General features: G+C 51.1%; 22 protein-coding genes. 7 read left to right on the forward strand and 15 right to left on the reverse strand.

The window, feature by feature from the left end:
- Positions 1–17 precede the first annotated feature (17 nt).
- The 4 genes from NYE69_RS25940 to NYE69_RS25955 all read right to left on the reverse strand — a co-directional run bounded on the left by NYE69_RS25940 (position 18) and on the right by NYE69_RS25955 (position 4,040).
- Positions 18–1,475 (reverse strand): phage tail sheath family protein, encoded by a 1,458-nt coding sequence (locus NYE69_RS25940; RefSeq protein ID WP_316561448.1) that lies wholly within the window; start codon positions 1,473–1,475, stop codon positions 18–20.
- Positions 1,476–1,477: 2 nt separating this feature from the next.
- Entirely contained in the window at positions 1,478–1,810 is a 333-nt protein-coding gene (locus NYE69_RS25945) for a hypothetical protein (RefSeq protein ID WP_316561447.1), read from the reverse strand.
- Positions 1,811–1,815: 5 nt separating this feature from the next.
- Positions 1,816–2,742, reverse strand: coding sequence for a hypothetical protein (locus NYE69_RS25950; RefSeq protein WP_316561446.1), 927 nt, complete (start codon positions 2,740–2,742; stop codon positions 1,816–1,818).
- Between the two features lie 797 nt (positions 2,743–3,539).
- Positions 3,540–4,040 (reverse strand): ArpU family phage packaging/lysis transcriptional regulator, encoded by a 501-nt coding sequence (locus tag NYE69_RS25955; RefSeq protein ID WP_340928586.1) that lies wholly within the window; start codon positions 4,038–4,040, stop codon positions 3,540–3,542.
- A gap of 572 nt (positions 4,041–4,612) precedes the next feature.
- Between NYE69_RS25955 and NYE69_RS25960 the strand changes: the two genes are divergently transcribed.
- The 3 genes from NYE69_RS25960 (at position 4,613) to NYE69_RS25970 (ending at position 6,062) form a co-directional block, all read left to right on the forward strand.
- Positions 4,613–4,966, forward strand: a complete 354-nt coding sequence (locus tag NYE69_RS25960) for a helix-turn-helix domain-containing protein (protein ID WP_316561841.1) — start codon at positions 4,613–4,615, stop codon at positions 4,964–4,966.
- A gap of 118 nt (positions 4,967–5,084) precedes the next feature.
- Positions 5,085–5,684 (forward strand): ImmA/IrrE family metallo-endopeptidase, encoded by a 600-nt coding sequence (locus NYE69_RS25965; protein WP_316561842.1) that lies wholly within the window; start codon positions 5,085–5,087, stop codon positions 5,682–5,684.
- Between the two features lie 3 nt (positions 5,685–5,687).
- The gene (locus tag NYE69_RS25970) at positions 5,688–6,062 is read left to right on the forward strand and encodes a hypothetical protein (protein ID WP_316561843.1); all 375 of its coding nucleotides are present in this window, start codon (positions 5,688–5,690) and stop codon (positions 6,060–6,062) included.
- On the opposite strand, the gene NYE69_RS25975 is transcribed toward NYE69_RS25970, so the two are convergent.
- Positions 6,059–7,234 carry an oxalate decarboxylase family bicupin gene (locus NYE69_RS25975; RefSeq protein ID WP_340928587.1) on the reverse strand — a complete coding sequence of 392 codons (1,176 nt, stop codon included), beginning with the start codon at positions 7,232–7,234 and terminating at the stop codon, positions 6,059–6,061. The genes NYE69_RS25970 and NYE69_RS25975 overlap by 4 nt on opposite strands.
- Before the next feature lie 99 nt (positions 7,235–7,333).
- A complete protein-coding gene (locus NYE69_RS25980) occupies positions 7,334–8,038 on the reverse strand; it encodes a YceI family protein (protein ID WP_340928588.1) in 705 nt (234 codons plus the stop codon).
- A 185-nt stretch (positions 8,039–8,223) separates the two neighbouring features.
- On the opposite strand from NYE69_RS25980, the gene NYE69_RS25985 reads away from it, so the two are divergent.
- Positions 8,224–8,907 (forward strand): response regulator transcription factor, encoded by a 684-nt coding sequence (locus tag NYE69_RS25985; protein ID WP_340928589.1) that lies wholly within the window; start codon positions 8,224–8,226, stop codon positions 8,905–8,907.
- Positions 8,892–10,301 carry a HAMP domain-containing sensor histidine kinase gene (locus NYE69_RS25990; RefSeq protein WP_340928590.1) on the forward strand — a complete coding sequence of 470 codons (1,410 nt, stop codon included), beginning with the start codon at positions 8,892–8,894 and terminating at the stop codon, positions 10,299–10,301. The genes NYE69_RS25985 and NYE69_RS25990 overlap by 16 nt, the downstream gene beginning before the upstream one ends.
- Before the next feature lie 38 nt (positions 10,302–10,339).
- On the opposite strand, the gene bla is transcribed toward NYE69_RS25990, so the two are convergent.
- The 9 genes from bla to NYE69_RS26035 form a co-directional block, all read right to left on the reverse strand.
- Positions 10,340–11,278 carry a class A beta-lactamase gene (bla, locus tag NYE69_RS25995; protein WP_445744847.1) on the reverse strand — a complete coding sequence of 313 codons (939 nt, stop codon included), beginning with the start codon at positions 11,276–11,278 and terminating at the stop codon, positions 10,340–10,342.
- A gap of 148 nt (positions 11,279–11,426) precedes the next feature.
- Complete coding sequence (locus tag NYE69_RS26000; RefSeq protein WP_036620885.1) at positions 11,427–12,116, reverse strand: Crp/Fnr family transcriptional regulator; 690 nt, start codon at positions 12,114–12,116, stop codon at positions 11,427–11,429.
- Between the two features lie 147 nt (positions 12,117–12,263).
- Positions 12,264–13,226 (reverse strand): carbamate kinase, encoded by a 963-nt coding sequence (gene arcC / locus NYE69_RS26005; RefSeq protein ID WP_340928592.1) that lies wholly within the window; start codon positions 13,224–13,226, stop codon positions 12,264–12,266.
- Positions 13,227–13,263: 37 nt separating this feature from the next.
- Positions 13,264–14,679 (reverse strand): arginine-ornithine antiporter, encoded by a 1,416-nt coding sequence (arcD, locus tag NYE69_RS26010; RefSeq protein WP_036620880.1) that lies wholly within the window; start codon positions 14,677–14,679, stop codon positions 13,264–13,266.
- Positions 14,672–15,676, reverse strand: coding sequence for an ornithine carbamoyltransferase (gene argF, locus NYE69_RS26015; protein ID WP_316560806.1), 1,005 nt, complete (start codon positions 15,674–15,676; stop codon positions 14,672–14,674). The genes arcD and argF overlap by 8 nt, the downstream gene beginning before the upstream one ends.
- Positions 15,677–15,700: 24 nt before the next feature.
- Positions 15,701–16,933 carry an arginine deiminase gene (arcA, locus tag NYE69_RS26020; RefSeq protein ID WP_316560805.1) on the reverse strand — a complete coding sequence of 411 codons (1,233 nt, stop codon included), beginning with the start codon at positions 16,931–16,933 and terminating at the stop codon, positions 15,701–15,703.
- A 294-nt stretch (positions 16,934–17,227) separates the two neighbouring features.
- Positions 17,228–17,680, reverse strand: a complete 453-nt coding sequence (gene argR, locus NYE69_RS26025) for an arginine repressor (protein ID WP_340928593.1) — start codon at positions 17,678–17,680, stop codon at positions 17,228–17,230.
- A gap of 164 nt (positions 17,681–17,844) precedes the next feature.
- Positions 17,845–18,657: an alpha/beta hydrolase gene (locus NYE69_RS26030; RefSeq protein WP_196427561.1), complete on the reverse strand. Its 813-nt coding sequence runs from the start codon at positions 18,655–18,657 to the stop codon at positions 17,845–17,847.
- A 276-nt stretch (positions 18,658–18,933) separates the two neighbouring features.
- The gene (locus NYE69_RS26035) at positions 18,934–19,932 is read right to left on the reverse strand and encodes an MFS transporter (RefSeq protein ID WP_340928594.1); all 999 of its coding nucleotides are present in this window, start codon (positions 19,930–19,932) and stop codon (positions 18,934–18,936) included.
- 128 nt (positions 19,933–20,060) lie between these two features.
- On the opposite strand from NYE69_RS26035, the gene NYE69_RS26040 reads away from it, so the two are divergent.
- The gene (locus NYE69_RS26040; RefSeq protein WP_340928595.1) at positions 20,061–20,942 is read left to right on the forward strand and encodes an AraC family transcriptional regulator; all 882 of its coding nucleotides are present in this window, start codon (positions 20,061–20,063) and stop codon (positions 20,940–20,942) included.
- Positions 20,943–21,050: 108 nt separating this feature from the next.
- On the forward strand, positions 21,051–22,331 hold the full coding sequence (locus NYE69_RS26045) for a glycoside hydrolase family 27 protein (RefSeq protein WP_340928597.1): 1,281 nt from the start codon (positions 21,051–21,053) through the stop codon (positions 22,329–22,331).
- Positions 22,332–22,348: the final 17 nt, after the last annotated feature.

The following is a 22,348-nucleotide window of genomic DNA, read 5'->3' on the forward strand; positions in this document are numbered from 1 at the left end:
AGCTCTCCCCTCAAAAATTATTGCACGTAAAACGTGCCGAAAATTTGTTCCATCACATCGGTGTCGTCCGCTTTCCACGCCAGGAAAACCTGATCGTCCTCAGGGACAAACTGCGGCGCGCTGCCGTAAAAACGCGGATCAAGCGTGACGTCAAAACCCGTTGCCTCAATGACGCTCTCCGCGGCCAACGTCTGCAAATACTGCTTCCCGGCGCCGATCAGGGCCAGCCGGCCTTCCTCGGTGTTGTTCACCTTGCCGATATAATAGTCCTCGGCGGTGCGCTGCAAATCGGCGTTGATCTGGTCGATGACGCGGATTTTGCGGATTTTTTTCCAGCCTTTGTTCTGGCCTTGGCGCGGGGAAATCAAGCTGTTCACGCCGCGCAGCACCTTCACCCTGCGGCCGTCGTGGACGAGCAGGAAGACGCCGCCCTGCACCGCCTGCTCTTGCTCAGAGCGGGTCCAGCGCCGCGTAACATCGTCGAAAGGCGAAGCCGCATACGTCGTCGATTCCTTCAGCGATTGGCCGGCGATCAGCCCGGCAACCCAGGCGGCGATCTGTGCGGAGCTGTACTCTTTGCCGTTCAGAACCGCGCCGGTGCCGACGTTGACGATGCCCTCGTAATCGATAACGGCGCTGCGTGCGATCGCTTTGCTCACCGCGTCGGCTCCGGTATCGTCGGCCGCCGAGCCGCCCAGCACCGCGATGACACCTTTGCCCTCTTCGCGGACGCGTTTCACCCAAGCCACGATGCTGGTGCGCAGTGCCGGGTCGGAAACACCGTCGAGCGTCAGCACGTGGAAGTCCTGGGTTTCAAAAGCGGCGATAGCCGCCACGTAATCGGCGTTCGTGACGCCGGAAATGCCGCTTTCCCCGCCGGTCAAAGCCGCGCCGGACACATCGGCTAGCGCGCCTTCACCGGCAATCTCGGCCGTGATCCAGAGGTTGGCCGTATCCGCGTTAATCGCGGCCGCCGCAAGCTCGGCCGATCCGCTGCCAAGCGGGAACGTCCGCAGCAGCGTCGAACCTTCATACAGCTTCAATTCCTTACTGCCGGAAACCGACAGGCTCGGTTGAACCGTAACCTTGAAGCTGTTGCCGCGTTTGCCCGGGTACTTGGCCTTGAGCAAAAGCGAAGCGGCGCCTTCCGCATTGTTCAGCGTCAGCGATGCCTCTGCCGCCGTGCTGGCGGCGATCCGGTAGGCGAGCAGCTTTTTCGGCCCGCCCAACAGTGCGAGATACAGCGTCGTCAGCGCGGATGCGCCATCGGAGTCGTCATCCCCGAACAGCTCCCGGATCGCCGCTTCGTTCGCCACCTCCGTGAATTGTCCCACCGGCCCCCAGTGGGCTTTGACCGGAGCGACGACTACGCCGCGCGCTCCCGATTGAATGGCGGTCCCCGCCGCGCTCACAAAATTCATGTACAGTCCCGGCAATACCGGCTGATCCGTTAAACTCCATGTTCCTCCTGCCATATTTACAGCACCTTCTTCCCCAAAAATTGTTTGACCAGCCGCTTGGCTTCCTCCACTTGCATCATCTCTTTACCGGCCCCATCTCCGACCCCGGCTCTGGCCCCAGCCACAGCACCGGCCAGCACCTCCGGCTTAACCCCCAGCAGCGTTTCGGACACCGCCATCAGCTCATGAAGCGGATAAGCCTTTTCTGTTACTGCATCTTCCGCGGCCTTCGCTGCTGGATGTTCCACGACCTTCGCTGCTGGATCTTCCGCGACCTTCGCAGCGGCAGTTTCCTGAACTGCCCTCGTCTGAGCTGCCTTCGTGGCCGCCGTTCCTTTTTTCCCTGCCACTTGCCTCACCTCATATTGGATTGATAATGAACGTATTGCATGAGCGGCGCTTCCTCCGCTGGTTTGGCGGTTCGCCGCACTAGCGAAACGGTAAGCGGCCCCACCGCCGACATCGTCCCCATTGCCGCCCCGGTTCCCGAGCCGGCCGTCGGCACGCTCACCTTTGGCTCGCCGATGCGCAGGAACGTCCGCTCCGCGCGGTCCAGCGGGATTTTCACCGCGGCGCCTAACGCTTCAAGAAGCTTCAGCATACCCGCGTGCTCCTGATCGGCATTCTCCGCCCGGAAAAACACGGTCATCCGCTTTTCGATCTCATAGGATGACGGACTGAGCGTCCGCACGTCCATACCGATCATTTGCCACAGCACCGCGGGCCTTGCATGGCCAGGCGGCCAAGCGCCGCAAAACGCCGCCCACTCCGGGCCAAGCGTCCGTTTCGTCCAGTCGGCTAACGCCGTAAGCCACGAATCGCCGGTGATCTGCACCGGCTGCGAGACAGGCTGCGGCGATAGCAGCGCGATCTGCATCCCGCGCTTTACCGCCCCGCGTTCTTCGTCAAGGTCGTCTCCCTCCGAGCCCGAGATTCCCAAATACAAACCGGCCCAAAGTTCCCCGCTATCCGCCTTAAGCAACTGCTTATCAAGCGCATTAACGACAAGTTCGCCCAGCCGGTCCATTTCCTCCGGGACAACTGCGGATACATAGAGATCGACCTCATTTAAGAGCCTGAGCCCTTTCCAAGCACTTTCAGCACTGTTCACACTGTCCGCACCGTCCGCACCGTCCCCGCCGACCGGCCGCACAACCGCAAAAGGCAATGCGCTTTCCGTCTGGGCCGGTGGCGGCGAATCGTACACTTCCCGCAACTCCGGCACGGCTTCCAGCAGTTTGCCGCGAATTACGCCTATCGCATCTCCAGCAATGATACTCACCTCCTTTCCAGGTGAAACTCATTGATCACGCAGCGCGGAAGGCTGCAAAACTGTCTGGTTCCTTCAAAACGTCCCCAAATGCAGCTCCGGCAGCGTTCCGGCTGAGCCCAGACCTGCGCCGAAGCCTTTATCGGCAGGCTATTGCTCTTTTTCCGCACACGCATCCTTCCTTCCAAAACAAAAACCGCTGATGGCTCAGCGGCTTTCGCAAAGTTTATAGTAGGGATCAGATCAGGTGTCCCTGATTTCCACACTACCAATTTACCACGGATAAACCCAAGCGAACGGACAAGTGCCGGACATGTGCCGGACAAGCGGCGGACATTCACCGGACAGCTAACGGACAAGTGTATGAAAAGCGTGCACAGGAAAGGTATAGTGTCGGGAAAACCCTTTACAAAATCAGGCCGCCTGAGAAACTCCACGTAAAAACTCCTGTGTAAAAAATAAGTACATAAAATGCCGCTATTCCTCCGATATCCGTCCATCTGAAAGAAATAGAGGCAATTTAGGTCGTTATTTTCCCTCGTCGCAAGAATATACCCATCTTCTGAACCATTCTTAGGAAAATAAGTACATAAAATGTCGCTAATGGAGATGAACGTGCTAGGTTCCGGAATATAAGTACATAAAGTGCCGTTATTTTTGAAGGCCAACGGTTGAGCCAACGGCCAGCTCACAGCCAGCCACGGTCAGCCGACTGTCAGCCCACGCTCGGCCGATCCGGCAGCCGGCTGTCAAGCACCGGATTCCAGGTTGAGCCCTCCCCCTCCCCACAATATGCAAAAAGGCCGGCGTCAGCCGACCTCGTGTTTCGTTTTTTTCGCTTTTGTCTCTTCCTGCTCCTCATACACCTCAAGCCTCATCGCCGCCGCCAAGATGCGGATGGCGCTGGCTTTGATGCGGCGGTAGGTCCGGTCGGAGATGCCCATTTCCCCGCAGCTGATGAAATCGTACTCCCCTTCCGGGCTGAGATAGCTGCGTTCGATCACTTCCCGCTGATCCGCCGACAATTTCTCCATCGCCATGTCGAGCAGTTCCGATTTCCGGATCAGCTCCGCCTCCTTGTCGGCATTGCGGATCGCCAGATGCTCGGTCGGTTTGCTGACCTGGTTGGTGACGCCATGGTACCGGGGTTCGTATCCAGGGGTAATCATCGCCTCCTGCCGGATCATTCCGATTTGGCGGAACTGCCTCACTTCCTCCAACCGTTTTTCCACCGCCAACCGGGTGGCCGGCTCATTGACCGGCAGCGCACTAAAAAAAGTAGTATATACATGAATCCGTCTTCTTCCCATTAGAAGCCCTCCTGTCCATTATGCTAAAATGAATGCCGCGGTTCTCGGATCTATAAAAACGGGTTCTAAATTGATGCCATTTCGGTAACACTAGACAGCATTGCTTGTCCATTACAGGTTTCATATGCCAAGCATGAATTACGGGACTTCTCCTTGTTCTGTCAAGCCGTCTCCTTCAAATTTCCTCCTTCCCATTCAATTGCCCTCCTCATTTTTACCAATTTGGTAAGTTGTATCCTGATTATAAATTACCATATTGGTAATGTCAACACATTAAATTGCCACTTCGGCAAATTTCCAATCACCTTAATTTTTCCATTTATTAATTAGACGAGCACATAGCAAAAAAAGTTTCTACAGGTATACCTTCCAAAATAGGCTGATTTAGCCCATTTGCATCGTTTCTTTTAAATTGCTGTCGAACAGGGTAAAAGGGGCATCGAGTACATTTAAGTTAAAACGCAGGACGTTGTTCATTTTGTCAACCATTAATCCATCCAAATTTAGCTTTTCTTATTTACCAATTTGTCAATTCATGATATACTGGACTAAACGGCAAATGAGGAGTAAGTATGCAAACGCTAGGTGAGCGGATCAAATCCTTAAGAGAACAAAATAACCTCACGCAAAAAGACCTGGCTGCCAAAGCGGAAATGTCGGTCGCGCAGCTGTCCAGATATGAGACGAACGACCGCAAGCCCGATCCCGAATCGCTGCGGAAGATCGTCGACGCCCTGGATACGAACGCCGACTATTTGCTGGGCCGTACGCAGGACCCGTCCCCTTCCGGGGAGAAAGGGAGCAATCTGTCTTTTTTTGGCGGTCCCGAAGCGTATACGGCCGATGAAATCGCCATGATGGAAGCTGCCTTAAAAGCATACCGTGAGCAGAAAAAGAAGCTGCTGGGCGGAGATGAACCGAAGTAATCAAGAGGAATGCCGATCAACATCCGGTTTTTACATAATGCACGTTACGGCCCTGATTGCGGGGCCCTTATTTTGGACCCCAAACCGAACATATATTCTTATTCGAGGTGGTTTTTGGATGTTATTCGCCTATTATCATGAGACCCTTCTGGAGCAGTGGATTAATACGAAATGCCTGAACCATGGGATTGCGAGCCCGGCGGATCTCGACATTGAGCGGGTGGCCGAAGCTTTTGGCGTGGAGCTGGTGTATGAATCTTGCCCATCCTTTTCCGATAACGAGGAGAAAGTGATTTTTCTCAACAAATACAAGGATGCGGCGGAAGCCCGGGTTATCTTTTTTCATGAGTTGTGCCATGTGCTCCGGCATGCCGGGGATCAGCGCCGTATGACCGCGTTGTTCAAAAACGCCCAGGAAAGCGAAGCCGAGCAGTTCGTGCTGTATGCCGCCGTGCCGTTTTACATGTTCGCCAAGCTGCCCGTGCCGGACCATCGCGGCGAAGCGATTCCCTATATTGCCGAACAATTTCAGGTCCCGCTTACACTAGCCGAGCAGCGGCTGGATCAAATCCAGCGGCGGGTGCTGCACGGCAGTCTAATTGCGGCGGCCCAGGCCGCGAATCGGCGGCAAAAGCAAGCGGCTCCAGGATGGTCGAGCGAAACCCAAAGGGTGCTTTCCCAACTGGAGCGTCAAATTAAAGGAAATGGAGGAATGTAACGGATGCGGATTGCGGCTTTTTGCGATTTTTACGATGATGCCCCCCGTCCTCTGCAGCTTGTGGTTCGAGCCCGGCCCGGGGAGCTCGATTGGACGCAAACCATATACATACCTGTTTCCGGCCCGTTTGAACCGTTTGAACTCGAGGATTTTGGCGACCTTCCCGGCGTGTCTGTCCTGCTGGAGGATTTAGTGCTTCCCAAAGTGCCGCCGGAGGAGAGGGAAGGGCCGGACAACCCCGATCATGCATCGGTCAAAATCATCGGCATCCTTCTCTCCAGCATCGCCGAAAGGCACGAAAATGCGGAGGACATCCTGCAACTGGTGGTCCAGATGGCTGATGTGGAAGAAGTATTGAAATACGAGCGGAACCGCTAATATTTCACCACCGGCCACTTTTCCTTCCGCAGCGCGTCCATCAGCAAAGGACCGGCATGCAGGTTGCTCTGGACCAGCTCTCTGGGCGTTAAAGCCATCCACTGATTTAAGGAGATGTCCGCAAACCGGTCGCTTTTGAAGATTTCCAAAAACCAGATGCTTTTGTCGCCCGTATTTTGGATGTAATGCCCGAAGGCAAACGGTACATAACCCACATCCCCCGCCCGGACGTTAAACGTGCGCGCCGCTCCGTGTCCGGCAAAAACGGTCATCCGGCCTTGGCCCGACAAATAATATTGCCACTCATCGTTATTCGGGTGCCAGTGCAGCTCGCGCATGCCTCCGGGCTTGATTTCAACCAGGGCGGCGGCGACCGTTTTAGATATCGGGAAGTTGGAGGAATCGGCGATGCGGACGCTTCCGCCCGGGGTCTTCAGCGGCTTTTGAGCCAACATGCGGTGCGTGAAACTGAGCGGGACTTCGCCGTAAGGTGAAGTAATCTTTTGGCTTTCAAGCGGACCGGGAACCCGGCCTTGATAAATATATACCTGCTCTTTCGGGATATGATCAAACGCTTTGCGGGGAACCCCGAAATTGGCCGCCAGCACTTCTTTGGGCGTATGCGCAAACCAATCCGAAATCGACAGCGTATTCATGTCGGAGAAATGTCCGTCGTCAAACACGAGCAGAAATTCGCATCCCTCTTCCAGCCCTTGAATCGAATGGGGGATGCCGGGCGGAAAATACCAGAGGTCGCCCACGCCAACGTCGGCGATAAAATTTCTCCCGTCTTGATCCACAGCCGTGATCCGGGCTCTCCCGTCGATCATAAACGACCATTCCGCCTGCTGATGCCAGTGGAGCTCCCGCACCCCGCCCGGCGTCAGTCTCATGTTTACGCCGGCCAGCGTCGTCGCGACGGGAAGCTCGCGTATCGTGATTTCCCGCGACCAGCCTCCTTGATCCAATTGCATGTGCGTATCGGAAAACGAAAATTTCAAATTGGGAATCAACCCCTGGTCCGTGACCGGAGGAACCAGCATATCCGGATTTTCCAAGTCCCGCATTATGTCCCGGGGACCCGGGTCCGTCGCCCCGCTGCCATCCGAACGAATGGGCTCGGGAATAGCCACGCCTCCGGAACGAGGTTCACCAGGAAAACGGTTCTCCATAAGGATCAATCACTCCTCTGCCGAAAGTACGGCATCATTTTCCCTAATCAATTGATCCTATTCACCCCGCCGGCCAAATATGTTTGTTTGGCGTTGAATCTATTTCTCAAGCACCAGTTCCAACCGGACGGAAATATCGTTTTCTGTTTCCAGGACGACATTGTGCGGATTTTGCAGGCCGAAATCGGCGAAGGTCACGGTCGTAGTGCCGGACAATCGCACCTGATTATCCTGGTAAAGCGCTTGTCCGTCGAATGTAACCTCTTTATCGATCCCTTTGACGTTCATCGTTCCGGCCATCTTAAAATCGTAAACCTTCCCTTCCTCCCATTCGCCAGGCAGTCCTTCAAAGGAGGCGGCGGTAAATGTTGCCTGGGGATACTGCGCTACATCAAAAAAGTCCGCGGTTTTAATATGTTCGTCCCGCTGGCCGTTTCCGGAGCTGACTTCGCTCATCTCCAGGGTCCCTTCGGCCTTCATGTTTTCGGGCTGGTCCAACTGGATCGTCCATGTTCCGCTGACCGCGGCATTTTCAAAGTTCACGGTTTCGCGCGAAGTCGTCACGGAAAAATAAACCTTGGAAGCGTCGGTAGTGCTCCATTCCCCGTTCAACTGTTCGGCGGTTACGACCGGTTTTTCTCCGTCCGGTGAAGCTTCGGCCACAGCCCCGCTTGCCGGAATGGCTTCCACGATCTCCACCTTGTTCCCCAGGTAACTGTCCATAAACATATAACCGCCGACTCCTATCAAAATCACTGCAGCGGTTCCGCCCGCGATGATCCAGTTTCTCGTTTGTTTATTCATTTTTCAGAAAACCTCCTAATCCCTATTTATCACATAAACTACCAGTTGAATGTGTCGGGACGATGTCAAACGATTAAATTTCCTCATTTTGGTTCTTCATGATTCTGTTTGGAAAAGCTTGCGGCTGGATTCAGCATATGGTATTGATGTAAACAACGAGAGATTTGGAGAAAAAGGAGATTCCCGTGAAAAGCATACTGATTATCGAAGACGAGGAAGCGATTTCGCGCGTGCTCGCCGCATACGTGAAAAAAGCGGGTCACCTCCCCGTCAGGGCGGCCACCGGCGCGGAGGCGATGGAGCAATTCGACCGCAAGGCCCCGGACTTGATCCTGCTGGATCTCATGCTGCCCGATTCCGACGGAATGGACCTGCTGACCGCAATCCGAAAAAAGAGCGCCTGCCCTGTCATTATGCTGACGGCGAGGGACGGAATATCGGACCGGCTCAACGGCCTGAACGGAGGGGCCGACGATTACACGGTCAAACCTTTCGTCCCGGAGGAGGTCATCGCCCGGATCAACGCTGTGCTGCGCCGGCCGCCGCATTGGAATGACCACCGCAATACAAGAATTTACGGCAACCTGCACATTGATTTGGCCGCCAAGCAGGTTTTGGTCAACGGGGCCGAGGTCGCATTAAACCCCCGTGAATTAGCTTTGCTGCTTTTTCTGGCCGAGCGGCCCAACCGGACTTTTACCCGTGAACAGTTGATCGAGCAGGTTTGGGGGATGGATTATGACGGGAGCGACCGGGCGGTCGATCTGTCCATTAAGCGGCTGCGCCAGGCGCTGTCGCACTGGTCGGCGAAAGATGGAGAAATCCGCACACTGCGGGGAATGGGGTATCAATTATGGGTCAAAGAATAAAACCTGCGCCTAAGCAAACCTCGATCCTGTCTTACTGGACCCTGCGATATTTTGCCATCTTGTGCCTGGGTCTTGCCATTATCACCGTGGCCGCGGTGTATTGGATCCGGGAAACGGCGAGGGACAGCCGGCTAAAAACGACCGGACTGCTCGGTCAGGAAATATCGGAACGGGTCACCTCCCCAAACGGGGAGATCGTCATTCCGCCCGATTTTGAGCATTTGCTGAAAAGCCGGTTTGTTTATTTTAATCTGGACAAAGACGAGCTTTGTCTGATTATTACCGATGATCAGGGGAAACTCGTGTTCTCCAAGCCGAAAATCAGCAATACAGATCTAAAGCACAAGCTGACGGACGATCTGACTGAGTCGCGCGACAGCCGGTTTATGGCGGTGACGACTCCGATCATGAGCGGCGGGGAAAAAAAGGGACAGGTCGCCTTGCTTCAATCCAAGCGCTCGCTGACCTATAGTCCGAACGAAATCATTTTGGTCGTGCTGCTGCTGCTGACGCTTGTTTTGTGCGGGTGGATCACGCTTTACGCTTTGTCCCGCAAGCTGTCCCGCCCGATTCGCCGCGTCGCCTTGAGCGCCAGGCAGATCGCCGCCGGCTCATACGACGTCAACCTGGATATCGCCACGCCGGAGCGCGAAATCCAGGAGCTGATCGGCTCCTTTAAGGACATGGCCGTCCGTCTTAAGCAGCTGGAAGCGTGGCGGGCGCTGCAGCTGGCCGGAGTGACCCATGAGTTGAAAACCCCGGTCACCTCCATCAAAGGTTTGCTTTTGGCGGTACGCGAAGGGGTGGTGAACCGGGAGGAAGCCGAGGAATTTTTGGATATCGCCCTAAAGGAGTCCGAACGGCTGGAATGGATGGTTGCCGACCTGCTCAACTACAACGCCCTTTCCTCCGGCAGCCTGGAAGTGAAGAGCAGCCCGCTCAATGTGAAGCTGCTCGTGGAGGAAATCGTCTATCAATGGGGGCTGCTCCATGAGGAGGAACAGGCCTCCGTTGCGATTGAACCCGGCGGGGAGGAGATTGTCGCCCTCGGGGACGCCCTGCGGATTCAGCAAATCGTGGTGAATCTGCTGAACAACGCCCTGCAAGCCGCGGCGGACGAACGCCCGCTCCGCGTCGGTATCCGGCTGATTTCGCACGACAGATACATGGACATCCTCGTCCGCGACAACGGCGGCGGCATCCCGGCGGAGGAGCGGCCGCACATCTTCGAGCAGTTCTACCGCGGGCAAGCCAAGAAGCGGAAAGTGCGCGGGCTGGGCCTCGGCTTGACCTACAGCAGGCTGCTCGCCCGCGCCCAAGGCGGCGACCTTACGCTTGCCGGCAGTTCGGACGCGGGGAGTACGTTTATGCTTAAGCTGCGGCGGGTCATATAACCTCCTATCGGCCGTTCGCCGCAACAGTATACGAAAAGTCATTCATGGAAGGCGCCAACAACGACCTCGGCGGCCTCGGCAATTAAAGCGTCGTCATAGCCGGCGTCCTGCGTGTCCCGGCTGGACAGGATGGCGATGATAAGCGGATCTTTGCCCGGAGGCCAAACGATAGCGATGTCGTTTCTCGTTCCATAATAGCCGCCCCCGGACTTATCTCCAACCTTCCAGCCTACGGGTACACCCGCGCGGATCAAATGATCTCCGGTGGTGTTTCCAATCAGCCAATCCGTAAGGATTGAACGCTTCTCGGGCAAGATCGTGTCGTCCAACGTAAAGGATTTAAGGCTTGTGGCAAGCGCTCGCGGCGTGCTGGTGTCACGAATGTCTCCCGGGACGGCTTCGTTCAACTCGGTTTCGTATCGCGCCGGCTTGGTTTGATCGTCGCCGATCCGCTGCAAAGCGGTTGCGAAACCCTCGGGGCCGCCCAAACTTGTGAGCAACAAATTCGCCGCGGTGTTGTCGCTATATTGAATGGCCGCTTTGCAAATTTCTCCCAGGGTCATACCGGTATCTACATGCTGCTCGGTGATTGGCGAATGACTGACCAGATCGTCTTGTGTGTATGTAATGATCTCGTCGAGTTTTTCAAGCGAATTCTGCTGCAACAATACGCCTGCGGCCAACGCTTTAAATGTGGATGCATAAGCAAACCGCTCATCGGCACGGTAAGCAACCGTGCGATTGGTGCCGGTATCGATGGCATACACGCCCAGCCTGGCGTTAAATTTTTGCTCCAACCGTATAAAGTTTTGATCGGTCCGGAGTGCGTTTTTTTTCTGCGTCCCGGTCCCCTTGCTTGTCTCGGTCTGTGCCTCAGCCCCAGTCTCCAGTTGTAATCCCCCTTTCTCAGCCGAAGGTACACCCGTCGAGCAGCCAGCCAACGGGAGCAGTGCGAGCAAAAGCCAAGCTAGCCCCATTTTTCCCGTATACAACCTGGATTTGCGTAGTTTCTTCAACATTCTTAAGTCCCTCTTTCCGCATAAATTTAGTATCGCAACGGCCGCCGTTTGCCATCGATTTGCCTGTTGATGAACGACTTCTTTTTGAAGACGTTCATCTTTTTTTTCATATCGAGATTTTCTCGAAATAAGCCGGGTCATGTATTATAATTTTTTTACCTGATACGGTGATAATATGATCTTTCTTTAACTGATTTAACACGCAGCTAACCGTTTCTCGCGACGTTCCGGATATTTTGGAGATTTCGATGGTTGTCAGTGGACACGAAATGACAATCTCTTCACCGTTTTGTTCCCCCAAATCCTGTCTTAAATAATTAAGTGACTGAATTACCCGATCCTGTGCATTGGGTGTTGTAATATATTGTACACGATGTTCATGAAGTTTTAAGATCAAAGAAAACTGCTGAACCACAAATATTAATTGTTTTTGATTGGCCTTCAACATATCTTCAAAAATCGCCGCTGGAATATAATACACATCTACATCCGTCAAAGCTTCTGCCGAGTAAGTATATCTTTTATCCGTAAACATACCGCCGTAAGGAAAAATTGAATATCGTTTCACATAGTCCTCATAGAGTAAATTTCCGCTTTGATTGACCCGCTCCAACTTTACAAACCCATCTAACATCAGGTAAATGCGTTCCCTTGAATCCCCTTCCAAAAATAAAAATTGACCCTTCTTATAAGTTCGCCAATAGACAAACTCCGTTAAGCTTTGTAATTTTTTTTCTGATAAATCAGCAAACAAGTCAAACTGTTTTAAATTTTCTATCACATTCCTTTTATTCATAAATACACCTCTCTTGTTGTGTAATGGAATTAATTTGGATTTTATCATAAACCGGAAATCATCAATGAAACAAGCAGGCCGAATTCGGGAGCAAATAGGAGCCCAAATTCGACCATTTTGTTTAAAAAGTGTATTTAAAAATCTTATTTATGCATGCACAGGTCCCTTTTGTTTATAAATAACCGTACCCGTTTTTCCTTCCAACGCTTCATTGACCTTGTCTAGAGAGGTAATAATAGCTTTTCGTTCTGAATTTGCATTCACAAAATGGATGGCAGCTTCAATTTTAGGAAGCATACTTCCCGCCGCAAAATGCTGTTCTTTTACATATCCTTCTAATTCATCTACGGTTACAGACTCTAACCTTTTTTGATTTGGCTTATTGAAATTCACATATACAAAATCCACTGCCGTTAAAATGACCAGCGTATCGGCCTCTACTAATTCCGCTAATTTCTGAGCGGCAAAGTCTTTATCAATGACCGCTTCGGTCCCCGTTAATCCTTCTTTACCATGAATGACCGGAATTCCGCCGCCGCCCACAGCAATGACGATATTCCCGGCCTTTACCAAAGAATCGATCACTTTATATTCAAGAATGCTTACAGGCGTTGGTGACGGTACAACCCGTCTCCAGCCTCTTCCTGCGTCTTCTTTAAAAACCACTTTGGTTTCCTTCATTAACGCTCTTGCTTCGTCCTCCGTATAAAAAGGCCCGATTGGTTTTGTGGGATTGTTAAAGGCTTCGTCTTTTTCATCGACGACCACTCGCGTTACGATGGTTACCACATCTTTATTTATATTTTGTTTTCTTAATACTTTTGCAATCGCATTTCCCATCCAATAGCCGATCATGCCTTGGCTCATCGCACCGCAAGTATCCAACGGCATGGCGGGCGTTTTTTCCGATTCGGCCGCCTTTTGCTGCAATAAAATATTCCCCACTTGCGGACCGTTCCCATGGACAAATACGACATCCACATCATTTTCTATAATTTTTACAAGTTGTTCCGCTGTTTTTTCCAATGCTTCTTGCTGTGCCTTTGCCGTAGCATTACCGGATTGTATCGCATTTCCGCCCAGTGCCACTACAATTTTTCTTCGTGCCATGCTTCAACCCTCCAATAGTTTTTTACTTCCAAAAACTTCAAATCGTAATGTTCCCCGTAACTAATTCATAGATGGTGAATATTGCTAAAGCGGCAATAGCAACGGATAAGATCAGTTCCGCCCGAGTAAAGATCCGCTTTGGTTTACTTTTCTTTTGCAGCTTATAATAGATGAAAATGCCTGGTGCATATAAGGTCATGGCCAATAACAAGTAATCCAGCCCAGCCGCATAAACCAACCAAATTCCATAAATACTTGCGACTATACCAATGATTATATTGATGGTTCGGTCTTTTTCTTTGGATCGCAAGCTATACTTCAATTGATAGAACGCCGAAAACGCATAGGGAATTAAAATGGCTGAGGATGCTAGAGAAAACGCAAAATTATACGCTTGATCCGAAATCATGAAAGTTAATAAAAACAGTTGAATTAAACCATTGGTAATCCATAATGAATTTACAGGAGCTTTGTTTTTATTCTCTTTCGCAAACCACTTTGGAAATACACTATCTTTAGCGGCTAGATAGGGAATTTCAGATGCAAGTAAAGTCCAGCCTAGCCAAGCGCCTGAGGCGGAAACAACCAAACCCAGGTTAATGAATGCAGCGCCCCATTTTCCAACAACACTTTCAAATAAATAGGCCATAGCCGGATTTTTTAACTGGGCAATATCCGCTTGCTGCATCAGCCCGAGAGATAATAATGTAATCAATACGTAAATAATAAGTGTGCCTATCAATCCAATGACGGTCGCTTTCCCGACATCACGTTTATTTTTGGCGCGGCCGGATAAGACAACAGCCCCTTCAACACCAGTAAATACCCAGAGAGTTACAAGCATGGTGCTTTTAACTTGGCTGCCTACCGCCCCCCAAGCAAAAGTACCGCCTTGTCCCCAAAATCCGTCTATGAATATATCGATTCGAAAAGCAAAGATTCCCACAATAATAAACACAAACACAGGTACTAATTTCGCGATTGTGGTTACTAAGTTGATAAGCGCCGCCGATTGTACGCCTCGTAAAATCAGCAGGTGAACACACCAGAGCAATATGCTCGCCCCAATAATCGAGGCTATATTTTGCCCCCCATCAAAAATGGGAAAAAAATACCCCAACGCACTAAATAATAAGGTCGCGTAAGCTACATTGCCAAGCCAAGCGGCTACCCAATACCCCCATGCGCTGTTAAATCCCATAAAGTTTCCAAACCCGGCTTTGGCGTAGCTAAAAATACCGCCATCCAAATCCGGTCTTTTGTTAGTTAAATTCTGAAAGGATAATCCAAGCGCAATCATGCCGATTCCTGTGATAATCCATCCGATAATCATCGCTCCGGCGCCGGCTTCTTTGGCCATATCGCTTGCCAGGTTAAACGCTCCGCCGCCGATCATCGAACCGACAACTAGAGCCGTTAGTGTAAATAATCCTAATTTGTTATCTTCACCCATTGCGCTCACTTCCCAAAGTAGCTGCTAAAACCGCTTTAATGGTGTGCATTCTATTTTCCGCTTGATCGAATACTTTGGAATGCTTGCTGCGGAATATCTCATCGGTGACTTCCATTTCTCTTAATCCATGTTTTTCGTAAATTTCTTTGCCATACGCGGTTTCCAGATCATGAAAGGCAGGCAAACAATGCAAGAAAATCACATCGCTATTCCCCGTTTCTTTAATCATTTGCCTATTTACTTGATAAGGGGAAAGCAGTTCAATACGCTCGGCAAATTTATCTTCTTCCCCCATAGATACCCAAACATCCGTGTAGATTACATCCGCGCCGAAAGCGGCCTCTTCAATACTGCTGGTTACCATGACCCGGTCGCTGAATTTTTTGGCCAAATAAACGACTTCTTGTGCCGGCCATAATGTTTTTGGCGCACAAATCCGAACTTCCATGCCAACGATTGAACCGCCGACCAATAAGCTGTTGGCCACATTGTTCCGGCCATCGCCAACATAAACGAGCTTTACATTCCGCAAGTGCCCTATATGTTCCCGGATGGTTAACAAATCCGCGAGCGTTTGGGTGGGATGCCACAGATCCGTTAAACCGTTCCATACCGGTACACCCGAGTGCTGAGCTAATGATTCCACTGTTTTATGGGCAAAGCCGCGGAACTCGATGCCGTCAAACATCCGGCCTAACACTTTCGCCGTGTCTTCTACGGATTCTTTTTTACCGAGCTGGATATCGCCTTTCCCCAAATATTCGGGATGCGCGCCTAAATCCGTACAAGCTACTGTAAAGGCACACCGGGTGCGAGTAGAAGTTTTTTCAAATAAAAGAGCTATATTTTTTCCTTCCAAATAACGATGGGGAATACCGTTTTTCTTCTTTTCCTTTAAATCTGCCGCTAAATCCAGGAGATACAACAATTCCTGTTCCGTAAAATCGATCTCCGCCAGAAAACTTCTGCCTTTTAAGCTTGAATTTATAGTTCTCATATCTATCCCTGCTTTCTCCGAAATTTAAATATCTTTGCGAACGATTGGCATGCTCATGCAACGCGGACCCCCACGGCCACGGGATAATTCCGAGCTCAATATTTCAATAACCTCGATGCCGTGTTCACGCAATAAAGCGTTTGATACATAGTTGCGGTCATACGTAACAACTACCCCCGGCGCAATGGCCAGTGTATTGGATCCGTCATTCCATTGTTCGCGAGCCGAGGCGATTTCATCTCCTCCTCCGCAAGGAATGAGAACCAAATCCTTTAAGCCCAATACCTCTTTTAGCGATTCTATTAAAGAAGTGTGGCGGGTAATTTTAAGCGTTTCTTCATCCGGACCTTGCTCCAAAACATAAATATTCATATTCCCTTGCGGTCCCTGGATCGCCGGATGAATGGTAAATTTATCATAATCAACCATCGTAAATACGGTGTCCAAATGCATAAATGCCCGGCATTTTGGGATTTCTATGGCCAGCACTCGCTTGAACTTTTCTTGGCGGCTAAATAGATTTAGGGCTAATCGTTCGATGGCTTTAGCTGAAGTGCGGGCAGACACGCCAATGGCAATCGTTTCTTCATTCAAAATGAGCTCATCGCCGCCTTCAATGGGAGATTGATAGTTGCGATCCAGCCAAACCGGCACATGATGACCGGCAAATCTCGGGTGATGATTGATAATGTACTCCATAAACAATGATTCACGTCTGCGTGCGGTTTCTCTCATTTTATTAATCGTTAATCCGTCGCCAATAACCGCTGCGGGATCACGGGTAAAATACAAATTCGGCATGGGAACCAAATAAAACGGGGAATGATCCTCCATAAATTCATAGAGTTGCATTTTCTGGCTCGTTTCAATTTCGTTTTTCCTTACCCCGCTCATTATTTTTTGAACTAAATCTTCATTGGCGAAGGAAAGTAAATATTCTTTTAAAATTTGCTGTGAAACATCTCCTTCAGCCCTTGCTTCCTCTAAAACACGGTCAACAAATTCTTCTCTCAATTTCTTATCCGCCAACGCCTCAGCCGCGAGTTTTTCCAAATAAAGAACTTCAATTCCCCGATTGCGTAATGTTTGGGCAAAATAATCATGTTCTTTTTGAATCACCGGCAAATAGGGGATATCGTCAAATAATAACGGCTGCAAATAATCCGGCGTTAAGTTTTCCAATTCCTGTCCAGGGCGTTTTAATAAAACCGTTTGTAATTCCCCAATTTCCGAAGCAACATGCATGGGATGCTCCATTTGCTGTACCTCCTTTGTAGGCTTTGATGTTTACAAGGACATCATAAAGGGTCCATGCTTTCCGCCTCGTGAAAACGCCAGCATATTTGTCGTGAAATATTGCACAATTTTATTTTTAAAATCATAAAAATCTGTATTTTTATAAAGGATTTTTTCCATTTTTTTGCGAAACCTATTTTATACTGCGCATATATGATGAATAACAAGAAAAAGAGCGAAGGCATGCCCGCTTCAGGCAGCCTACGCTCTTTTCAAGCAATCTCGTATTCTCAATTGACCATCTACCAGCTGATTTTATCTAAAAATCAAATTAAATCTTTCTTCTAAAATCTTTCGCTCCGATCGGTTCCGGGAAATGACAAGACAGGTATCATTCCCGCATATGCAACCCGCCATTTCTTTCCAATTTAGATTATCCAATAAAACACCGATAACATGCGCATTGCCAGGCAACGTTTTAATAATCGTTAATTGATCAACATAATCAATCCTTATAACCACTTCTTGCAACTTCCTCTTTAACTTCAAATCCGTTTGCAAAGCCATTTCTGAAGAAGCATGATATATCATAAGTCCTTTCGGAGAAGCTATTTTGATTAAATTCAGCTCACGGATATCCCGTGAAATCGTAGCTTGCGTTACCATCACATCTTGTTCTGCCAACAATTCTACCAACTTCTCTTGGGTTTCTATTTCATATTCGCTCACCAATTGCTTAATTAATCTTTGTCTTTTTTCTTTTTTCATAGAAAGGCACTCCTTTTTATATTTATAGCATTATCACAATCTTGCTCTAATTTTCTATTATTTGCTATTAAGAGGGATGCAGAAATTCCACATCATACCTTGTCCCGAACTAAAAAAAGGCTGCCATGTTCTTACACATGGCAACCTCCGGGAAACATAACCGTTTAATATTCAAATGCAAACTGCCGGCCCAGCCACTCCAAGCATAACGGAAACCAGGTGGCCAGATGGTCGTCGGGATCGCCTACCTCCGTGCTGCACATCGACATCCCGTGTCTGCCGTTTTGGTAGAGATGGCATTCGAAAGGCACGCCGGCTCGCCGCAGCGCCGAAGCGAACAGCATGGAATTTTCCACCGGCACGGCAGCGTCCTCCACTGTATGCCACAAAAAAGCGGGAGGCGTTGAGGCGGTTACATATTTCTCCAGCGAAAACGACGCTTCCCGTTCTGCATCACTCCATCCGGGACCCAGACGTTCAATGGAACCCCGGTGCGCAAATTCGCCCGCCGTAATAACCGGATAACACAGCACCATCGCATCCGGCCGGCCTTGTTCGCCTTTGCCGCCAGTGGCTTCCTGCAGCTTGGCATGGTCCCATAAGGTCCCCGACGAAGCCGCCACATACCCGCCTGCCGAAAAACCGCAAACGGCGATCTTGTTGGGGATAATGCCCCACTCCGCGGCGTTTTCCCTGATTTTCCCGATCGCTCGAGAGATGTCTATGACCGGCCGCAGCTCGCTCGCATTCTCGCGAATGGAATAATACAGCGTAAACACATGATACCCTTTGGCAAAAAAAGCCGTAGCCGGCGGGTCCGCTTCCCGCGGCGAAAGCATCTCAAAGCCGCCGCCGGGGCAGATCACCACGCAGGGCCGCTCCAAACGGTTGCCCATGCTTTCTTTTTCGATATCGTGCAAATAACCGACCAGTCTGGCCCCGCTGCCGGGATTCGGGTTCAAGTTAACGATCCTCATTTTTTGCCGCCCCCATCTCGAAATTTATTCATAGTCTATTATACTAAGCTCAGCGGGATTTGTTAGGAAGAATGTAACAGGGGTACCATCAATGCTTAACCTCCGGTCAGGAATGGCCTGGCTTTATTAAGTTGTCTTGATGGGTAGCACTGGGGTCTTTGGGAAGCGCAACGAGCACAAACGGAATCAATGCGGCCATCCCTGCCACGAACACGATATAAGGGACAACATGGCCGAAGGAATCAAATAAAAAGCCCCCCAGCGCGGGTCCGACAATCATGCCGATTTGGAGCCTGTGGAATATTTGCCGTAGGCATCGCCAATGTTATGCTCGGAAATGCCCTTCATATACATTGCATCCAGCGAGAATTCCAGCATCGAAAATGAAAGGATAAAGACCGTCCAAAACAAGGCGAATATGCTCAGCCTGGAGGAAAACAGAAGGGCGGCAACCGTTATGCCGGACATCACGGTTGATATAACAACCGACTTGCGGTAACCCATCCGATCGCCAAGTTTGCCCAGATAAGTGCCCGAAAATGAAGACACCAGCAAGGGCACCAAGAAGGTGATGGCGATCTCTTCAATGTCTGCTTCAAAAACATCTTGCAGGTAAGGAATCAACAAAACGATAATCATGCTGGAGATCAACTGGAACAGTACATTCACCGTCCAGACTTTGCGTTTCTCGGGTGATAAAGCAACACTTTGCGGATTCATCATTCGCTTTGGCTCTTCCGGTCTTAAAGTAAGAGCATACAGAAGCGCCAACAAGGCGGCTGCTCCACAAGCTGCGAACAACACCTTCCATCCCTGCAGCAATTCGTAGTTGCTTAATATGTAGAAGCTTAATCCGACGCCGATGAACCCGCCAAGATTGCGGTTGCTGTTAAAGCGCCCCAGTTGTTGTGCTACATTTGTATTGGCATCGGCGATAAGCCCGAAGACGGAAAGGGTCAGCAGAATATTTGCGATGCCGTTCAACACTCTTGCGGTCAGCAAAAGCGATAATTGACCGGCCATAGCAAATGTAAAATAAGCTGCGACAAAAAACAAGAAGGACGCAATAAAGATGGAGCGTCTGCTATATTTATCCGACACTTTGCCAAGCACAAGCCGCATAATCAATTGGACGAGCGAGAACACGGAAACCAGAAGGGTAAATTGAAATGTAGTATATCCGAGTTCCTCAGTATACAGCGGCAACAAAACATCAAAAAAGATAAAGGGTAAAGATATAATTAAAACTGGGATCGATAGTTTTTTATACGGCATTTCCCCACCTCACTTCATAACCTTAATATCAACTTCTGATTAAAGAAAGGGCTGCATCTACCCGTGAATTCTACCTCATAGGCCAGCTGTAAATATGTGATTGATTTCTCACCAAAGGAGGGACATTTATGGACATCCCCAAAGGCACCTACGGCTTTCGGTTCGCGGAAGATCGGGAGCTCCAGTTATGCAGATTATTTGCGGCCGGCTGTGATTCTATCACTACTCCTTCTTATCGTTGGGACGGACTGGTGCGGACTGATGGGCCTCTCCTGCTGTTCCAGTACACCCTTTCCGGCGAAGGTGTATATGAGTCGGGGGACCGGGCTTTCCGCGTCACCGCCGGACAGGCTTTTCTCGCCGAAATTCCGGGACCCCATCGCTATTATTATCCCCCGGAATCTAAAGAGCCTTGGGAGTTTCTGTTCCTGCTGTTTCGGCCCGATCTGATATTACCCCATTGGCGTAAGTTCCTGCGTGAAGCGGGGGAGGTTCCGCAGCTGCCGGCAGACTGTGCGCCAGTCCGGTTATTGCGAATGATTGTGGCCGATGCGGCAGCGGGCAGAATCACCGATCCCTTGATCTCGTCGTCCTGCGTCTACCAGTTCATGACGGAACTGGCCAGACTGCAGGTCACCACGCTGCGGGACAGGGAGAACTGGCCGGAGAATGTGAGGCGCGCAGCTGAATTTATAGAGCACAATTATTCGCGGATGATCAGCATCGATCAGCTTTCCGAGCATGTCTCCCTGTCCAAATACCACTTGATCCGCCGCTTTTCGGCCAGCACCGGCCTGACGCCCGGCGCTTACTTAACCCGCGTCCGCACCGAGAAAGCCATGGAGCTGCTGCGGGGAACCGGCCTTAGCATTGAGGCGATAGCCGAGCGGATCGGCTACTCCAGCGGAAGTTATTTTATCAAAGCGTTCCGCAGTTTGACCGGGCTTACCCCGGGAGAATTCCGCAGCGGGGGCCAAAGCCTTGCTTATCGCAAGTTGTTCTTCGATTGACCGCAATATTGTACTATCGGGCTTTCAAGATTACTATAGATATCGCTAATCTCCTTTATTATGATGAACATGGCAAGAGCAATAATTAATCAGTAAAGGAGCTTAACAATGGATCATAAGCTTGCAGCGCCTACTCCGCCGCTGGGCTGGAACAGTTGGGACTGCTACGGCGCGGCCGTAACGGAAGATGAGATTCGGGGCAATGCGGAATACATGGCAAAGCATCTTAAAGCATTCGGCTGGAGCTACATTACCGTCGATATTCAATGGTACGAGCCCTATGCGCATTCCTCCCAATACCGGCCGTTTGTTCCGCTTGTGATGGACGGCTATTCCCGGGTCATGCCTGCCGAAAACCGGTTCCCCTCCGCGGCGGGCGGCCAAGGCTTTAAGCCGTTAGCCGATTATGTTCACAGCCTTGGACTGCAATTTGGCATTCATATCATGCGCGGCATTCCGCGGCAGGCAGTTCATGCCGCCACTCCAATTCTGGGTACAGCCGCGACGGCGCGCGATATTGCGCATACGAACTCAATCTGTCCATGGAACACGGATATGTACGGTGTGGATGCCTCGAAGGAAGGGGCCCAGGCCTATTACGATTCTCTCTTTGAACTGTACGCAGAGTGGGGCGTCGACCTGGTGAAGGTGGACGACATCGCGGCTTCCAAGCTGTATGACACTCATCAGCCGGAGATCGCTCTGATCTCCAAAGCGATCGAGCGCTGCGGCCGGCCCATGGTGCTGAGCCTATCACCCGGACCCGCTCCGGTGGAATACTCGGCGTTCTTCGCCGAGCATGCCAACATGTGGCGTGTCACGGATGACTTCTGGGACCAGTGGCCGCTCCTGCTGGATATGTTCGACCGTTGCCGGGCTTGGCAGGGCGTACCGGGGGGAGGTTCCTGGCCGGACTGTGACATGCTGCCACTCGGCCACATCGGCATTCGCTCGGTCGATGGCGGGGGTTCAGACCGCTGGACCCGGTTCACGCGCGACGAGCAGCTAACGATGATGTCGCTCTGGAGCATCTTCCGCTCGCCGCTCATCTTTGGCGGCGAATTGCGGGACTGCGACGACTGGACGCTGTCGCTGCTGACCAACCGCGAGGTTCTGCGCATGCACCAGGAGAGCCGCGGAGCCAAGGAAGCGTTGCGCCAAGGAGATCTTATCGTCTGGACGGCCGAAGACGCCGAAGGCTCCCGCTACGCTGCCGTATTCAACATCGGCGAAAACCCGCTGCCGCTCGACCTGGCCCTGGAACAGGTCGGCCTGACAGGTATCGCCGCAGGCACCGAGCTATGGAGCGGAGCGCCCGCCGAGCTTACGGCAGGCACGCTGCGGGCCACTGTGCCGCCGCACGGGGTGCGACTCTATCGGTTCTTTTGAGAAATAACGAAGAGATC

Source organism: Paenibacillus sp. FSL R5-0527 (assembly GCF_038008055.1).
Lineage (GTDB): Bacteria > Bacillota > Bacilli > Paenibacillales > Paenibacillaceae > Fontibacillus > Fontibacillus macerans.

Coding starts and splice junctions, on each gene's coding strand:
- NYE69_RS25940 (WP_316561448.1), bottom strand. CDS start 1,475: ATGGCAGGAGGAACATGGAGTTTAACGGATCAGCCGGTATTGCCGGGA.
- NYE69_RS25955 (WP_340928586.1), bottom strand. CDS start 4,040: ATGGGAAGAAGACGGATTCATGTATATACTACTTTTTTTAGTGCGCTG.
- NYE69_RS25960 (WP_316561841.1), top strand. CDS start 4,613: ATGCAAACGCTAGGTGAGCGGATCAAATCCTTAAGAGAACAAAATAAC.
- NYE69_RS25965 (WP_316561842.1), top strand. CDS start 5,085: ATGTTATTCGCCTATTATCATGAGACCCTTCTGGAGCAGTGGATTAAT.
- NYE69_RS25970 (WP_316561843.1), top strand. CDS start 5,688: ATGCGGATTGCGGCTTTTTGCGATTTTTACGATGATGCCCCCCGTCCT.
- NYE69_RS25975 (WP_340928587.1), bottom strand. CDS start 7,234: ATGGAGAACCGTTTTCCTGGTGAACCTCGTTCCGGAGGCGTGGCTATT.
- NYE69_RS25980 (WP_340928588.1), bottom strand. CDS start 8,038: ATGAATAAACAAACGAGAAACTGGATCATCGCGGGCGGAACCGCTGCA.
- NYE69_RS25990 (WP_340928590.1), top strand. CDS start 8,892: ATGGGTCAAAGAATAAAACCTGCGCCTAAGCAAACCTCGATCCTGTCT.
- bla (WP_445744847.1), bottom strand. CDS start 11,278: ATGGGGCTAGCTTGGCTTTTGCTCGCACTGCTCCCGTTGGCTGGCTGC.
- NYE69_RS26000 (WP_036620885.1), bottom strand. CDS start 12,116: ATGAATAAAAGGAATGTGATAGAAAATTTAAAACAGTTTGACTTGTTT.
- arcC (WP_340928592.1), bottom strand. CDS start 13,226: ATGGCACGAAGAAAAATTGTAGTGGCACTGGGCGGAAATGCGATACAA.
- arcD (WP_036620880.1), bottom strand. CDS start 14,679: ATGGGTGAAGATAACAAATTAGGATTATTTACACTAACGGCTCTAGTT.
- argF (WP_316560806.1), bottom strand. CDS start 15,676: ATGAGAACTATAAATTCAAGCTTAAAAGGCAGAAGTTTTCTGGCGGAG.
- arcA (WP_316560805.1), bottom strand. CDS start 16,933: ATGGAGCATCCCATGCATGTTGCTTCGGAAATTGGGGAATTACAAACG.
- argR (WP_340928593.1), bottom strand. CDS start 17,680: ATGAAAAAAGAAAAAAGACAAAGATTAATTAAGCAATTGGTGAGCGAA.
- NYE69_RS26030 (WP_196427561.1), bottom strand. CDS start 18,657: ATGAGGATCGTTAACTTGAACCCGAATCCCGGCAGCGGGGCCAGACTG.
- NYE69_RS26035 (WP_340928594.1), bottom strand. CDS start 19,932: ATGCCGTATAAAAAACTATCGATCCCAGTTTTAATTATATCTTTACCC.
- NYE69_RS26040 (WP_340928595.1), top strand. CDS start 20,061: ATGGACATCCCCAAAGGCACCTACGGCTTTCGGTTCGCGGAAGATCGG.
- NYE69_RS26045 (WP_340928597.1), top strand. CDS start 21,051: ATGGATCATAAGCTTGCAGCGCCTACTCCGCCGCTGGGCTGGAACAGT.